14 protein-coding genes are annotated in these 16418 nt (G+C 38.9%); 2 read left to right on the top strand and 12 right to left on the bottom strand.

Annotated elements, in window-relative coordinates; genetic code table 11:
• Nucleotide 1: 1 nt before the first annotated feature.
• The 9 genes from PQO01_RS13850 to PQO01_RS13810 form a co-directional block, all read right to left on the bottom strand.
• Nucleotides 2-901, bottom strand: a complete 900-nt coding sequence (locus PQO01_RS13850) for a DUF58 domain-containing protein (protein WP_274314680.1) — start codon at nucleotides 899-901, stop codon at nucleotides 2-4.
• A 3-nt stretch (nucleotides 902-904) separates the two neighbouring features.
• Complete coding sequence (locus PQO01_RS13845; protein ID WP_274314679.1) at nucleotides 905-1918, bottom strand: AAA family ATPase; 1014 nt, start codon at nucleotides 1916-1918, stop codon at nucleotides 905-907.
• 239 nt (nucleotides 1919-2157) lie between these two features.
• The gene (locus tag PQO01_RS13840; RefSeq protein ID WP_274314678.1) at nucleotides 2158-3585 is read right to left on the bottom strand and encodes a glycoside hydrolase family 16 protein; all 1428 of its coding nucleotides are present in this window, start codon (nucleotides 3583-3585) and stop codon (nucleotides 2158-2160) included.
• Nucleotides 3586-3684: 99 nt separating this feature from the next.
• A complete protein-coding gene (locus tag PQO01_RS13835; protein ID WP_274314677.1) occupies nucleotides 3685-4503 on the bottom strand; it encodes a type II secretion system protein in 819 nt (272 codons plus the stop codon).
• Nucleotides 4504-4690: 187 nt separating this feature from the next.
• Complete coding sequence (locus PQO01_RS13830; RefSeq protein ID WP_274314676.1) at nucleotides 4691-5551, bottom strand: type II secretion system protein; 861 nt, start codon at nucleotides 5549-5551, stop codon at nucleotides 4691-4693.
• A gap of 83 nt (nucleotides 5552-5634) precedes the next feature.
• Complete coding sequence (locus PQO01_RS13825; RefSeq protein WP_274314675.1) at nucleotides 5635-7680, bottom strand: protein kinase domain-containing protein; 2046 nt, start codon at nucleotides 7678-7680, stop codon at nucleotides 5635-5637.
• Between the two features lie 3 nt (nucleotides 7681-7683).
• Nucleotides 7684-8286 carry an RNA polymerase sigma factor gene (locus PQO01_RS13820; RefSeq protein WP_274314674.1) on the bottom strand — a complete coding sequence of 201 codons (603 nt, stop codon included), beginning with the start codon at nucleotides 8284-8286 and terminating at the stop codon, nucleotides 7684-7686.
• Nucleotides 8287-8378: 92 nt separating this feature from the next.
• The gene (locus PQO01_RS13815) at nucleotides 8379-9677 is read right to left on the bottom strand and encodes a glycoside hydrolase family 16 protein (protein WP_274314673.1); all 1299 of its coding nucleotides are present in this window, start codon (nucleotides 9675-9677) and stop codon (nucleotides 8379-8381) included.
• A 33-nt stretch (nucleotides 9678-9710) separates the two neighbouring features.
• Nucleotides 9711-10589, bottom strand: coding sequence for a DUF1559 family PulG-like putative transporter (locus PQO01_RS13810; protein ID WP_274314672.1), 879 nt, complete (start codon nucleotides 10587-10589; stop codon nucleotides 9711-9713).
• Between the two features lie 246 nt (nucleotides 10590-10835).
• On the opposite strand from PQO01_RS13810, the gene PQO01_RS13805 reads away from it, so the two are divergent.
• Nucleotides 10836-12212: a sulfatase family protein gene (locus PQO01_RS13805; protein WP_274314671.1), complete on the top strand. Its 1377-nt coding sequence runs from the start codon at nucleotides 10836-10838 to the stop codon at nucleotides 12210-12212.
• Between the two features lie 3 nt (nucleotides 12213-12215).
• Here the strand turns inward: PQO01_RS13805 and PQO01_RS13800 are convergent, their stop codons facing one another.
• The 3 genes from PQO01_RS13800 to PQO01_RS13790 form a co-directional block, all read right to left on the bottom strand.
• On the bottom strand, nucleotides 12216-14294 hold the full coding sequence (locus tag PQO01_RS13800) for a serine/threonine-protein kinase (RefSeq protein WP_274314670.1): 2079 nt from the start codon (nucleotides 14292-14294) through the stop codon (nucleotides 12216-12218).
• Nucleotides 14295-14296: 2 nt separating this feature from the next.
• Nucleotides 14297-14902, bottom strand: coding sequence for an RNA polymerase sigma factor (locus PQO01_RS13795; protein WP_274314669.1), 606 nt, complete (start codon nucleotides 14900-14902; stop codon nucleotides 14297-14299).
• A gap of 101 nt (nucleotides 14903-15003) precedes the next feature.
• Nucleotides 15004-15423: a hypothetical protein gene (locus PQO01_RS13790; protein ID WP_274314668.1), complete on the bottom strand. Its 420-nt coding sequence runs from the start codon at nucleotides 15421-15423 to the stop codon at nucleotides 15004-15006.
• A 218-nt stretch (nucleotides 15424-15641) separates the two neighbouring features.
• Here PQO01_RS13790 and PQO01_RS13785 point away from each other — a divergent pair, with 218 nt between their 5' ends.
• Nucleotides 15642-16370 (top strand): type II secretion system protein, encoded by a 729-nt coding sequence (locus tag PQO01_RS13785; RefSeq protein WP_274314667.1) that lies wholly within the window; start codon nucleotides 15642-15644, stop codon nucleotides 16368-16370.
• Nucleotides 16371-16418: the final 48 nt, after the last annotated feature.

The following is a 16418-nucleotide window of genomic DNA, read 5'->3' as shown; positions in this document are numbered from 1 at the left end:
ATCATCTTTCCATATGAGTCATTCTTGAACTGAGGTATGACATGAGAAGTTCTTCTAGTGGCTGACCGGTATTGGCAGTCACATATTCACAGCGATTTTTTTCACACACTCCCATAATCTCTCTACGGTGAGCTTTGAATTTTTCCATGTAGAGCTTACGAACGCGTTGTGCATCGAGCTTAACTTCTCCACCACTTTCAAGACCTTTGAATTTTACCATGCCCTGCAAGTTAAAATCGCATTCCATGGGATCCATTACGTGAAAAAGCACTAATTCATGGTGGTCAAAACGCAAGCGCGATAAGCCGTCGTTAAGTTCTTCAGGCTTTAGCAGGCAGTCGGAGATGATGACGACAATTTGCCTTCTACCAATACGCTGAGCAAAACCCATGAGACTCGCACCCATGGCGGTCTTCTTGGCGGGAACACGTTTTTCAATGAGATCACTAATTTTGTAGACCATCTGCATGGCATTACTCGCTGGCATATAATCGACGATTTTATCATTAAAAACGCCTATACCTACGCTATCGCGTGCATTAGTGATTAAGTAAGATAAGGAAACTGCGAGATAAGCTGCATAATCCAATTTGGATTGATCATCTGATTTAAAGCGCATGGACTCTGAGGCATCCAAAAAGATCTGAGAAATAAGGTTAGTTTCCGCCTCATACTGCTTACAGAAGTATTTATCTCTTTTGTAGTACACATTCCAGTCAATATGCTTGGGGTCATCACCAGGCATGTATTCGCGGTGGCCAGCGAACTCCACAGAGAAACCATGAAAGGGAGATTTATGAGCACCGGCAATATTGCCTTCTACGATGCTCTTGGGGTCGATATTATACGCCCCTACCCTTGAGATAACTCTTGGATTCAGGTATTTAGCTAAAGCCTTCATCAATTAAGCGTTTTGAGGAATAGTTTCCAAAAGGTGATTAACTATGTCTTCGGCACTAATCCCCTCTGCCATAGCCGCAAAGTTTGGTGCAATACGGTGACGAAGTACAGGGACCGCCACTGCCGCAACATCTTCAGTTGAAACATGGTAATTGCCGTTGAGTATCGCACGGGATTTTGCCGCAGAAATCAAGGAAAGCGAAGCACGAGGTCCCGCCCCGAACGCCATCCATTTACGAACAAAATCAGTCGCTTCCGGTTTCTTATGACGAGTTGCACGTACAAGGTTGATCGCATAGCGCAAAACATGTTCGGATACGGGTGCTTTTTTAATCACTTGCTGATAACGCAAAATATCTTCACCACTCACTGCAGATTCAATATCTTCAAAGGCACCAGAAGTCACCATACGGACGATATCCATTTCTTCTTGATCCTCTGGGTAATCGACGAAAAGGTTAAAGAGGAAACGGTCCTGTTGGGCTTCCGGAAGTGGGTAAGTACCTTCTTGATCAATGGGGTTTTGCGTGGCAATAACAAAGAAAGGCTTAGAGAGTGGATAAACTTTACCACCAACGGAAACTTGCTTTTCCTGCATCGCTTCGAGAAGAGCTGCCTGAGTTTTTGGAGGAGTACGGTTAATCTCATCTGCAAGAATAATATTTGAAAAGATCGGACCCGCCATGAACTTAAACATGCGCTCCTTAGTCACGGGATCATCCTGAATCACTTCCGTTCCCACGATATCTGAAGGCATCAAATCTGGAGTAAATTGAATACGTTTAAAATCAAGATCCAGTGCTTCACACAATGAAGTCACAAGTAAAGTTTTTGCTAATCCAGGAACACCAACGAGTAAAACGTGACCACCGGCAAAAATTGAAATAAGTAGATTGCTAACCACTTCTTCCTGACCCACAATCTTTTTATGAATCTCTTTTTTCATACGGGCATAAGCCTGACCAATTTCAGCGACCATTTCCACATCGTTACTTTGTGTTTCTAAAACTTCACTCATAACTTTTTCCTTGATTGTTTAGTTTAAAATATATACTATATACGAACTAGATTACTTTTTATTGTGCGTCCTGCAATAGAATTTTGATTTTTTTTCGTAAAACAACACTTTTTCATCAATCTCAAACACAATCTAATGATTCATTAAGTATTATAACAGAGACTAATGCCCATAGTTTAACAAAATTTAGTATAAAGCCTATAAAAAGTTAAAGCCTATCTCGTTTTCTATCTGTTTACTTACTTCTTCTGATAGATACGTACGTAGTCGACAATAAAATGAGCTGGGAACTCCTTTTCAATAGGCGTGCCACCATTATCTCCACCAAGAGCCATATTGAGGATAAAGTGATGTTCGCTTTGGAAAGGGTTTTTAGGTCCCCAGTTCATAGGATTTATCGTCTTAGAAAGGTCTGTCTTATTCAATAAGACATCATCGACATAAATTTTAATGTAGTTTTCATCCCAATCCATTCGCCATACGTGGAAGTGATCTTCCCAGCCTTGACCGAAACTATTTAAACTCTTTTTGGCAGCATTCCATTCGCCGTGCCAGCGTTTTCTTGTTCCCCATACTGTATTGGCAAGAATTTTGCCTTTGTAGTATTCCATTAAATCTATTTCGCCACTGCTTGGCCATTGACCTATATCACCAACTGTCCAAATGGCTGGCCAGGTTCCGCTCTTTGCATCTACTTTTGCACGGATTTCAAAGCGTCCATACTTCCAGCTATGTAGACCATTAGTCACAATGGAACTTGATGTATATTCAATATTTTTACGCTGTTGTCTCCAATCACCACCTCTTTTAAAAGTCGGATTTGGCTTAACTTCTTTTCGAGCTTCAATCACAAGCATACCATCTTTACAAACAGCATTGTCTTTTTGGTACCACTGGAGCTCCCTATTACGCGAGAAACCCTCTTCAAACTTCCAATTATCAGGATTAGGTGGACCATCCACATTAAACTCATCGGCCCATACTAGTTCGTACCCTGACATATCAGCAAATGGATTTGATTTCACCATATCAGGCGTCCAAACCTTAGGCTCAGGGATATCGTACAATTGACGAGGCCCTTTCTCTAGACAAACATTATCTAGGTAAAACTCATGTCCTCCGGCTACACCGCCACCCCAGCTAAACTGAAGTAACTTGGTAATATTTTTTGTATCAACACCTGCTTTTGCGAGGTCCGCAACTGGGATTTCTATGCGCTGCCAAAGGTTATTAGGCTTGAAACCGAGTTCACTGAGCTCTTTAGCATACCATTTTTTTGAACTTTCTATAATTACCTTGAAGCTATCCCAGTATTTGGCATCAGCTGATTTCACATAAAAAACTAAGCGATCATACGCTGAGTAATCTACCGATTTACCCTTCTTCATTTCTAGAACCCAACGACTCCAACCATGGTTCAAAGTAAATTTATAAGAGTACTTACCCTCAACTTTGTCGTCATTAACTATATCAAGTTTAGCAGACTGTTTCCATTGACCTTTTGGTTTCCAGGCAAAACAACTTGAATCACTGTGTTTTTCGTTGCCACAATGCTTATTGATTGTTGTTGGCTTTTCACTAAAGTAATGAACCCCTGTTACTTTTGAATCTGCGGCGTTCGCAAATAAAGCCAGAGAAGCTATGGCCATGACCAAAAACTTATTCATATGAAACCTTTGTATTATAATTAATAAATTGAGTAAAAGATTGAATCTATTTAAGATATACGCAGGCAAAAAAGAACCTTAACAAACCTAAAATAAAAACTATTGGTTAACCATGTTTTTATTTTTGACTCCTCCATTCAATAGGCGAGTGGCTGAACCATCAAAATGAACTGTATTTGCACTTTGTCTAGGGTGACGAAAATCTATTGCCCCGCGTGTGTAATAAGTTCCACCTTGTGCAGGAATAGCTTTGTAGCCCATCAAAAGCTCTGGGTCTGCGTTCGCTGCAGGTTGAGGCGATGGATTATCAATAACCCCTTCGCCCTCCGCGGCGCTAGTAAAGCCACCAGCACCAGAATGTGGAGTTACGCCCTCCCAGCCCTGCGCTGTATCGTAAATAGAAGCCAAAACTGCGGGCTTAAGTATTTCACTAATATTGACGTAATCCTCAGTCGCTTCACTTACATTTACATTATCTATCCAAGGTGACCGCCCCGAAGAGTCGGGGTAAGGATTGACATAATAAGCTAGACTTTTAGTGATTTTTTCACCAGTAGTCATATGTGTAAAAATTGTCTGATCTGGGCAGCTAAAAATGGGCGCAACTAAATGATCGTTTCCATTATAGCTCATATATTCTCCTAGAAACTGATGCCAACGAGCATTGTTAAAGCCCATGTTTCGATCAGGGTGCGATGCGTCGTAAGTAATAAGGCGACTTGGTATATTGCCATCATGATCGTCTAAATGTAAGGAGGTGTACACCCCAAACTGCCTTAAATTATTTAAACAACTCGCGCTTTTTGCTTGTTTTCGAGCGGTTTTTAGACTTGGAAGTAAAAGAGAAGCTAAGATACCAATGATGGCAACAACGACCAAAATTTCAATCAAACTAACATAGCGTGTTTTTTTCTTCATCATTTCTTCCTTCTGCAGTTTCTAGTTCATCCATACAGAAATACGCAGGAAAAAGTCAAACTTAACAGAAAGTTTAACTTTTCCTTAAAATAAATGATAAATCCTAAAATTTAAAATATTTTTTATCTGGTGACATTTTTATTCAGAGCCCCCCCCTTCAAGCTTAAATCATCTAATACTAGGTTCCTTACTGATTAATCATATTTTCATTTCGGATCCCACCGTTGCGAAGAACAGTCGCAGAACCATCAAACATAACTGCGCTTACCGTGTCTCCTGGATGACGAAAGTCGATGCCACTCTGATCATAATGTAACCCATCTTGCTGAGGAATTTCTTTATAGCCTACCATATCATCAGGATGAGCATTTAAATTAGGACGAGTTGGATTTTCCCAAATGCCGAAAGCATTAGCTTTACTGATAAAACTACCACCTCCAGAGTTTTCCGAACGACCATTATTCGACTGAGCGGTATCATATATGCTTGCATATACACTTGGGTTGTAGAGTTGACTGAATTTTGTGTAACGCTCTCTTTTTGCAAATGGAGCCCCTACATCTCTAATTTGGGCATTATCAGACCATGGCTTAATATAACGCGAATTACCGGTTACAGCATCTGGATTGTCGTGCTTCCATGCAAATGGGTTAGCCCAATATGTTAAGGGATTGTTGATTGGTGTACCATCATTTTTTACATCTGCAATTGTTCTAGAAGGACAATGATAAACTTCATTTTCCAGTAAAGAGCCAGTAACATTTTCTAAATAACTGCCTATAAAGTCGTGCCAAAACCAATTATTATTTACTTTTTCACCCTTCCAATGAGCGTTATTATAAGTAAGGTTATTTGAGGGTATTCGGCCACCATGATCAGCTGCATATGCGGCTGTCAGTATTCCTTGATTTTTTAAGTTCGACAAACATTGCGCACGTTTTGCTTCTTCTCTAGCTCTTGACAAATTAGGCAATAGCAATGACAACAAAATAGCTAGTATAGAAATAGCTACCAGAATTTCTATTAAACTTACAAATCGTTTCTTCATCGTAATATCCTTTGTGATTTCTAATTCACATCAGATATACGCAAAGAATTTACGCTCTTAACAAAACATTATAAAAAATTGATTTATTTAATAATTATTTTTATTTCTGCAGGAAGCAATCTAAAATCTTGCTCAGAATAAACATTTTTGCTTAAAACCAGTGTGTCTAATTTTTTCATGGTTTTTATAGGAGATAAGTCTTTTACTTTAGTATTGCTTATATCTAAGTACTCAATATTAGTTCCGCCTATTGACCAAAGATTATAAACGGAAGAATTGGCTAAATGTAATTCTTTAATGATCAATGAATCTATAACGCAAACAGCTTTTGATAATAGAGTCCCCCGCTGATCCAATTCGTAGGGCTCCACTTCAAATCGCTTAAAGCCCTGCCCTGATATTTTCAAAACCTGAGATTTCTCATCATAATCAAACTGGCCTTGCTTCCAATCTTTATTTATAGCTTCTAGAATGGTTTTCACTGCGAAAGAATGATCTTTTTGCGAAGGTCGCATAGCTCCGTCATACTTGAGAATTTTTACCGCATCGGCCAGATTGTTATTTTTTTCTATCAAATATTTCAACAAAGTCAGAAGGCTATCAATTTTTAATAAATCAATATTTTGATCATATTTCAATTGGCTAATCAGTTCAACTAGACCATAATCACGACTTCTTTTCATGTAGGTGTTCTCAAAATCTCTAAAATTTTGAGAAAGAAAATGGATATGGTTTTTCTGCATATCTGCCCATTCAGCAGCACGTTGATTACCTTCTAATGTCATTAGTAATTTTTCTGAATCCCGAACAGCCGAAACTGGAGATTTAAAAATATGATAATCGGTGAATTCAAAAATTTTCATAATGGTTTCCCGATCTTTGCCCAGTAAAGCGGTGGCCAAATCTTTCTCCATAATCATGGAATCTCGCTCATTAGCCATCATTCGTCGATTCAATTCAGCTCTATCTCTTTCAGTAGCCAGATTTTTATTGGTTTTTTCCTGCTGGAGAATAAACCAAATAGTTAGTGTAATAATTAGAAAAACCGAACTAACTGAAATAAGACATAAGTTTTTATTTCTTTTGTAAAACAAGCGTATTTCTGTACTTACTCCTGCATGTTCAGCCTCTGTTGAACGCCCACTAAGGTACTTTTGTACCTCCTTCTTTAAATCATCTACAGAAGAATAGCGATCAATCGGGTTTAAAGACATTGCCTTCATCACCACCGCAGCTAAGCTTATAGGCGGCTGCCAACTCAAATTCAAGTCTCTAGGTCTAATTACATTTCCTTGTACAGTCATTCTGAGCATATCCTCCATTTCGCCATCGAAAGCCTCTTTGGATGTAATTATTTTGTATAAAATAGCTCCTAGAGAGTAGATATCTGTCTGGAAATTCTTTTCGTAATCAAGAGTAATTTGCTCAGGTGCCATGTAGCCCGGAGTACCAACAACTTTTCCAGTTAAAGTAACATTATTGAGTAAGTCGGGATTAAATAGAAGTTGATCGTATTCAATATCTTTATCTCCAATAATTTTACCCAAGCCCCAATCACATACAATAACTTCACCAAACTGACCTAGCTGAATATTATCTGGTTTTAAATCTAAGTGAATGACATTTTTAGAATGTGCATAAGAAATGGCGTCACAAATTTTTATAAAACTCTCAAGTAAGTTCTCAAATTCTGAAGTACCAGGTCTGTGACAGTTAGGTCTGTCTTTCATGAATTTTGATAGATTATCACCTACCTTGAGTTCCATGGTAAAAAAGGGAACATCATCTTCCCCTACTCCAATATCGTAGACACTGATGATATTTGGATGTTCTAATAGTGCAGTTAAACGGGCTTCTCGAATGAAGGGATCATGGACTTCTTCTGGTGTGTCTGGTCTTAATTTCGCATAAGCCACATATCTATTTAACTTGCGATCAAAAACCTTATAAACTGATTTCATGCCACCCTGAGCAATTTCATAAAAACTGCTATACTGCTTTTCTATTGTAGCTAAATCGTAAAAAAGTGGCCGGGTACTTTGATCATTTAGTTCATGCTGATCTTCTAAAACTTCAGCATAAATATCATTAAATTTATAAGTTAATTTTAGCGTATCATCCCGCTCCACAAACTAAAACTCCAAGTTATTGATCAATTTTTTGACTTCACTCGTGAACTTTGATTTAACTCGTGAAGATAATACATAGACTGATTCTTTTGTCAGCCCCAGTTTTTCTGCAATCTCTCCCGAACTCATACCTTCCTGACTCAGCTTAAAAACCTCCAAGGCATTACCCGTAAATAACTTTTGTATATTTTCATAGGCAATAGTACATAGGTATGCGCGCCATTCATTTTCGAAGATCTCTTCCAATTCAGATTCGGAATAAGTAGTAAAGTTATTTTCTAATTCTGCTGATTCGACACCAACTAAGTCTGGTCTAACTGATTTTTTCCTAAAAAAGCTAATGACTGTATTTTTGGTAATTAAACTTATCCAAGTTCTGAATTTACTTTTTGATTTATCATAAGTTTTTAGTCCCTTCCATAATTTAACAAGTACGTCCTGAACAAGGTCATCCATATCATCGCGACTACGCACATTCATTTTCTGTAGAATATGATAAATGAAAGCCTTGTAAAAACTAATGAATTCTTCCCAGGCATCATGATCATCATCATTTTGTGCCCGGATTAAAAGAGTCTGTCTTGTTAAATATTTATCTTCGCTCATAAAAAATCACTGTTTAACTTTGTAGAGTATAAAACTTTACTCAGTGAATAACCAGTGATTTTAACACTTGATAAAAAAAATCTTTAAAGAAATTATAATTCCGCTAACTTCTTTTCTGCAACTTTAGAAGGTTGCCAAAACCAGCCTTTATTATCCCAACATTGGGCATATTTTACATCCTTAAATAAAGTTGCATAAGCTTTTTTAGCGCCGACTTTATCGCCCACTTTCTCCAAAGTCGTTGCCTTGATAAATAGGCTTACTCCAACATCATTCAAAATAGCGTATTTATTGACTTCTTTACGTGAACCTTTAGGTAAGGAGCTAAGTTGAGACTGGATTTGTTTAGCTCTTTTTAAATACATTTCCACACATTTATCACTGTAAGCGATTGCTTCCGCATAGTCACCTTTATTTTGGGCTGCCCAAGCCTTATCTACAAGTACATAGGATTTCCCACCAGATACTTTAGGTATATTCTTAAGAGCAGTTAAAGCCTTTTTCTGTTGAAGCTCTTGCTGCTTTTTTTCTTTTGCTAAACCAAGAGCATTTTTCTGATAAACACGTACATAATCAATTTCATAGCGTGAGGGAAATGTCGTTTGGCTCACATCACCACCACGATTGCCACCTAAGGCAAGGTTGAGTAATAGATACTGAGGCTGACGGAAAGGATTTTTAGGCCCCCATTTTGTTGTTGCGTTATTGGTATTATCTACGTTGATTTCATTGAGTAAACGTCCATCCATATAGAGTTTTATACTATGCTGATCCCAATCCATTCTCCAGTAATGGAATTCATTATCCCAATCAGTACCACCAAATTCTGACATAGGTCGTTTACTTTCATCCCATTTTGCCGCCCAACGATTTTTGGTTCCCCAACAAGCATTGGCTAAAATACTGCCATGATAATATTCCAAGAGATCTATTTCACCATTGCTTGGCCATTCGCCCTCTGTACCCAAAAACCAAATTGCCGGCCAGAGTCCCTCTTCTGTTTTTATCTTTGCACGTACTTCAAAGCGTCCATAAAGCCAGCTTTTGCGGTCTTGAGTCGTTACACAAGCCGATGTGTAGTCTATATTTTTGCGACTTTCGCGCCAGCTACTACTTCCCGCTTTATAAGTTGGGTTGGGTCGCGTCTCTTTTCGGCCTTCGATAATAAGTTTGCCATCTTCGCAAAAGGCATTATCAGCTTGGTACCACTGCAATTCTTCATTGCGTTTAAAGCCTTCTTCATGAGTCCAGCTTTTAGGGTTTAAGTCTCCGTCCTGATTAAATTCATCATTCCAAACGAGATCATAGCCTTCGTATTGAGGGATGTTTTGTGCACTAATTGTACTTGCCGATACAAACGCAAGCATAGCTGAAACAAGAAGTTTTTTCATGTTTTCTCCATTATAATTTATTTGATTTTGAAATTAGTCGTTGGGATCGTAAGACCAAATACCCTTCGGGTTCGTTTGGTCCCCAGTTCCAATTGTTGCGTAGGGGTTCATAGTTTGCACATGTCCATCAACAAACAAATAATTGAGTTTCTTTAAATGTAGGTCTAAAGCCCCTACATTATCAGGGTATGAGTGACCAGAACTTTGATCACTAACTCCATAATAAGGAATATTCATTTGAGCCTGAAGTGCACCATTATCACGCCATAAATGCCTAAGTTCTGCACGTCCATGTGTACTTCCCTGTTGACAGTTATTCGCACGATTATTTGGAGCATCAGTCACAGTAAAACAACCAGCCGCACCATCAATCTCAGATATTTTTGCTTGACCTTCCACAGCATTTTGGACATTCCCGCTGGCTTCGTAACGATAAACAATTGCTTTATCCCAAAGGTTATTAGTCGTCCCCAAAACTCGTTGATTGGTTGCATAACTCTGAGCTGCAGTCCCTGCCTGCTCTGTACCCCAACGGTCAGATGGACAAATAAAAGCGTCTATCGCCCTTTCATCATCATACTGGTTAAGGTAGTGGAGTTTATCATCCCAGGAATTGAGATCACCTCCGAGGTAGGGATTCAGTAAATCATCCCAACTCACACCAAGACCTCCATAATCACTACCGTCCGGCTTCACCACCCAACTACAATAAATAAGATAGCCATCATTATCAGCTGTGTAATTATACATGGCTATACCGATCTGTTTTTGATTGCTGACGCAAACAGCTATGCGGGCAGTTTCGCGGGCTTTCTTCAAAGCAGGTAAAAGCAGAGAGGCTAAAATTGCGATAATCGCAACTACCACTAAAATCTCTACGAGGGTTATTTTCTTTATTTTTATTGTATTCATAAGCCAACCTGATCTTATTTTAATCTATTTTAGTCGCCATATCAAGCGTGTTTAATTACTTATTAAATCAGAACTGAAATGACCTGACTTAACAAATTCTTTTAAAAAAAATAGATTTTTTTTTCAGGTGAATAAAAAATCAATTTATTTTATCAAAAAGTGTTGGATAAGTCTCTTTGATTTTGTTTTTATGAATAGTGAACAGAATTAACTTTAAAAACTCATATCATTTGGAGAAAATAAAGAATGAATAAAATCTTTACCCTTTTGTATCTATTAATACTCAATAGTGCTATAGCCTCACCCAACCTCATTATTATCTTAACTGATGACCAAGGCTACCAAGATATCGGTTTTAATGGCTGCGAGGACATCCCCACTCAATACATTGATTCAATTGCTAAAAATGGTGTCAACTGTGTAGATGCGCATGTATCCTACCCAGTCTGTGGGCCCAGCCGTGCTGGTTTACTTACGGGTCGCTACCAAGACCGCTTTGGTTTCACGACCAACCCTACGGTGAACCCAGAAAACCCAATCGCTGGACTTCCTCTAGAAGAAAAAAACATAGCCGAGGTCCTCAAGCAAGCAGGATATTCCAGTGCTATCATAGGTAAGTGGCACATGGGAACTCACCCCATACACCACCCACTCAACAGAGGCTTCGATCATTTTTTTGGCTTCTTAAGTGGAGGCCATGATTACTTTCCTGCCAAATATAATCTAAAAGACCTTAGCGAGGTCAAACGCATTTGGGATTGGTACCGTACTCACCTCATCAGAGATCGTGAGCGTATTCAAGTGTCTAAAGGGTATTTAACCGATATTCTAACAGATGCCGCTGTAGCTTTCATCGATAAAAAGGCAGTAGAGAAAAAGCCTTTCATGCTCTATCTATCTTACAATGCCCCACACACTCCCCTGCAAGCTTCAGATAAATACCTTAAACGTTTTTCACATATTAAAGATTCTAAGCGTCGCACATACGCCGCCATGGTGAGCGCAGTTGACGATGGCGTGGGTCGTGTTATTAAGAGTCTTAAAAAACATAAGATTGAAGAAGATACTTTAGTCTTTTTCCTTTCCGACAATGGTGGACCGCTAAAAGGCCCCATGCCCTTCACCGATAATGGTCCTTTTTCAAAAGGCAAAGGTTCACTTCATGAAGGCGGAACACGCGTTCCCTTTGCGGTTCAATGGAAAGGCACAATTCCTGCAGGACAAATTTATAAAAAGCCAATGAGTTCCCTCGATATCCTAGCAAGCATAACTGCCTTGAACAATCTTAAGCCTCACCCAAAACGCCCCCTTGATGGCGTTAATATCATCCCTTATTTAACAGGGGAAAAGAACTCTGCTCCACATGATAAACTCTTTTGGAGAAAACTTACGAACCAAGGCTTTAGTTTGCGTCAGGGAAAATATAAGATTCTATTAGATAATGGGCGCCGCGATAACAGCTATAAACTCTACGACTTAGCCAAAGATCCAGGCGAGTATAAAGACATAAAAAACAAACACCCAGAACTCGCTGAAAGCATGTTTAAGGAATGGGAAAAATGGGAGAAAGAACTTAAAAACTGCATCTTTCCAACTCTTGAAGAAGTTTGGTGGAAACGATAAAACTTACTGTTCAAAGACTTTTATCGAGTCAGGAACAACACTGAGTTGTTCTTGACTGAAAGCGCCCTTCGAAACACGTAAAACTTCTAACTTATCAAAGTTTTTCAAAGCACTTAAATCTTGCACTTCACTTTGACAAATATTCAATTCTTTCAATTTCAAACCTTCTAACAAGTCTAAATTCTTAAAAGAGCTCTTACTCAAGTCTAAGGTATGAAAACTCAAACCATAAGTCACAAATATACGGCGATCCGGTGAAGGACCCGTTTGATGGAGTTGCTTACTTTCTACCGCCAATCGAACAAGGCCTTTGCCGGAAAGCTTTAGAGATTTTTCCTTCTCATTATAGATCATAAGTGGCTGAGTCCATGCAGGGTTAATTTTTTCTAGCATAAACTTTGCTAAAACCGCTCGTTCATCAGCATCTTTTCTTTTAACAGAATCATAAAGAAGAATTTTGAGCGCATCGGCCATGCGGTACTTGTTGTCCAGTACATCTTTAAGTAAATCCTGTAAAGCTGCAAGTTCGAGAATTTCCCCAGCTTGGCTAGCTTGAGTATAACGTAAAGCTAACGCATGAAGTTCAGGGTCGTTGTTACTAATTTCAAACAAGGCTTTTGCCTCTCGAAATTCCTGCTTCAAGAAATGCACGTAAGCCAACTGCATTGTTGCCCAAGCATACTCACTATCCAAAGGTTCAATTTTTTCTAATAATTCCTGGGCATGACTTAAATAAACTTCTGGATTATGAAAAACCATTCTATCGGTGAGGTTATAAATTTTCACCACATCGACACTACGTTTATCTACTAAGGCTTTTACTAAACTTCGTTCATTCTCTGTTTGTTTTAGAGCTGTTTGAGCTATTTTTTTTTCGCGTTCAGCTATTTTTTTTTCGCGTTCAGCTATTTGTCGACTCTGTTCAACCCGTTCACTTTCTTCTTTTAGTTCAGTATTTTTCTTCTGTAGCTGCAAAGTAAACATGAGCGTGCCAATAATTAATATACATAAAAACAAAGACGTTAAGGCACATAAAGTCTTGTTCCTTTTCCAAAATAATTTCAGTTCTTTTAAGGGACCTGCCTTTTCTGCATGCGTCGAACGACCTGCCAAATAATTGTGCACTTCATTTTTAAGCTCCTCCACTGACTGATAACGTGCTTCAGCTGAAGTCGACATAGCTTTTAAAGCGACTGCGTTTAAACTTTCTGGAACCAGCCATAAGTCACTACGTAGGGAAGGCTCAAGAAAATCTCCCACAAGAGTTCTACTAAGAATATCCTGAACGCCTCCAGCAAAGGCAGGCTTCCCACACAAAATATAGTAGAGCACACAGCCTAGAGAAAAAATATCTGTTTGTTTCGTTTTTTCCTCTCCTCGTATTTGTTCGGGCGCCATATAACCGGGCGTACCCTTTATCTCACCACTCAAGGTCATATTATTGAGTAGGTCTGGGTTAAATAAGAGTTGGTCAAATTCAGCACTATCTTCTTCACCAATCACCTTTCCCAATCCCCAATCGCATACTTTCACTTCACCAAACTGACCCATTTGAACATTGTCGGGTTTGATATCGAGATGTAAAACATTTTTCGCATGGGCATAAGAAATCGCATCACAAACACGGAGAAAGGATTCTAATAAATGATTAAGTGAAGTACCTGATGAGTCTAGATGTGTGTTACTGACAATCTCACTTAAGTTCTTTCCCACTTTAAGTTCCATAGTAAAAAACGGCATATCTTCGTCATCGATACCAATATTATATACAGAAATAATCCCCGGGTGTTCAAGCAAGGCCGTTAAACGAGCTTCACGTATAAAAGAATCGTGCGCTGCACGAGGCATATTTTTTTGAAGTCGAGCAAGAGCGACATAGCGCTTAAGTTTGTTATCAAAAACTTTAAAGATGCGCTTCATGCCACCTTCGGCAATCTGCTCATCCCCGTCATATTGAACGTCTACTTGTTTGAGTTCATCACAAACTGGTCGCTCACTTTGCAAGTCGTCTTCGCCATCTTCCATAAGGTCGTATAGGCTTTCAAGGCCGTAAACTAAATCAAGTTTTTCTTCATTAGGCAAAGTTAAATTTCCATTTCGTGAATCAAACGTTTCATTTCTGCAACAAATTTTGATTTTACTCTCGATATTAGAACATAGGCTGATTCTTTTTTGATGCCAAGTTCTTCCGCAATCTTATCTCCAGGCACTTCTTTTTGACTCATCAAAAAAGCCTCTACTGCCACACCTGAAAAAAGTTTTTTAATATTTTCTAAAGCCATGGTACTGACATAAGCTCGCCATTCATTTTCAATCATGCGCTCCAGTTCACCATCACCGTATGAGTTAACCTTAAGTTGCATATCCTGGTACTCACCCATTTGGTCTTGGCGCTTGTTCTGACGTTGTTGCTTATCCAAATAGTTCAAAACCGTGTTGCGGGTGACTTGGCTCAACCAAGAACGGAACTTGCAGTCCTGCTTTTCATAATTTTTAAGGCTCTCCCATAAACGCAAAAGGACGACCTGAACTAGGTCGTCAAAATCATTCAAACTGATACTCATTTTGTGAAGGATATGATAAATAAAGCGCCGATAAAACTCCACAAAATCTTCCCAAGCTTGGTGGTCGTCCGGATTTTTGGCTCTCATTAATAATGTCTGACTAGTAGTGTAACGATCTTCTGACATAGGCACGCCCTTCTTCTTGATTATCTTTAAGTATAAATCACCCTACTTTAAAACTCCAGAAATTTGGCCAGGCTTTTTCTAAAAAAACCTGGCTAAAACTCTTAGAGTTCGGCGATTTTCTTTTTCGCTGCTTTGTGTACACTCCAAGTGCCGTTTTTATCACTGACAATTGCTGCAGGGTACTTTTCAATAATTTGTTTATAGAGTCCCTTTGCCTTCTCTTTTTCGCCTTGCTGAGTACATGACTGAGCTTGAATAAGCATGCAGGTCGCCACAAAGTTAACCGCTTGTGACTGCTCATTTTCAAAATTACCCGCTATAATCGCCGCTTGGTGCTTATCAGCTTTTTTCGCGTACAATTCAATACACTTATTTGTGTAAGCTAAAACTTCCGCATGATCTTTCTTTACAAAAGCTTCCCAAGCTTTTGTCGTCAGTGCCCAGTCAGCCTTATTACTAAAATCAGCTGCATTAAGTTGTGTGAGAAAAAGCGCTAGAGTTAAGATAAAATATTTGTTCATCATCAATCCTTTGTTGTTTTTTTAAGGTTGATTAATAAAACCAAGCCGGCTGACAAGAACTTAACACAGTGAATAATTTTATTATCTATCAGATAAAAGCAAGGGTCTGTTTGATGCTCAACAAAACACTCCAAAATAAAATAAAATAAAAAAGGACTTGATATAAAAGTATACTAGTATTATAATAGACTATTGATAGTTAAACTAGGTCGCTAATAATGATTAATACGAAAAGAAAAAACCTCAGCCTAATTGAAGTCCTTGTGGTTATTGCCATTATCGGAATTCTTGCTTCCCTCCTCCTACCCACACTTGCTAGAGCTCGTGAATCTGCACGAGATGCCACTTGTAAGAACAATTTAAAGCAATGGGGAGTTCTCTCTTACATTTTTTCAGATGACAATGATGGCGGCATCACCCCATCATACGATCATACTTGGACTGCTTGGGATGGGGTCTTCAAAAGGGATTATAGCGACACCTATTCAGCAGGTATGAATAACTGTCCAACTTTTGCCGAATTTAATGGCAATGAACGCAGCTACAGCTCTAACAAACCGATAATGAAACATCAAGTTGATACTGGTGGAGTCGATGGTGATGGTAATCGTTGGTATGGGTCTTTACTTAAATACTCTGAATTATCACATCCTTCTGATGCTATTATGCTCATCGATGCTAAAAACTGGAATGATTATGGCACTTCCTACCCCTTCCTCGATTCTCCTGGTTGGGCTTGGGCCGGTATGTGGGGTAACCTCGATCCCGATACGGCAAGTGTAGGACCAGAAGACTACCACCCTCCTTTTGTCGACATCGAACAATTTACCGGTCCACGCTTTAGACATTTGGGAGATAAAAAAGCTAATACCCTCATAACAGATGGTCACGTTGCTGGCTTTGAAGTTCACCGTATCCAAGGGAAAAATACCGCTAATTACAATTAATCAAAAAGCTTTATTAGCTCCAGTTTACTAAGAATATCTTTTATCTGA

This window comes from Lentisphaera marina, from assembly GCF_028745505.1.
Classification (GTDB): Bacteria; Verrucomicrobiota; Lentisphaeria; order Lentisphaerales; family Lentisphaeraceae; genus Lentisphaera; species Lentisphaera marina.
The sequence above is the reverse complement of the archived record's forward strand: the minus strand, read 5'-3'. Positions and strand labels throughout refer to the sequence as shown.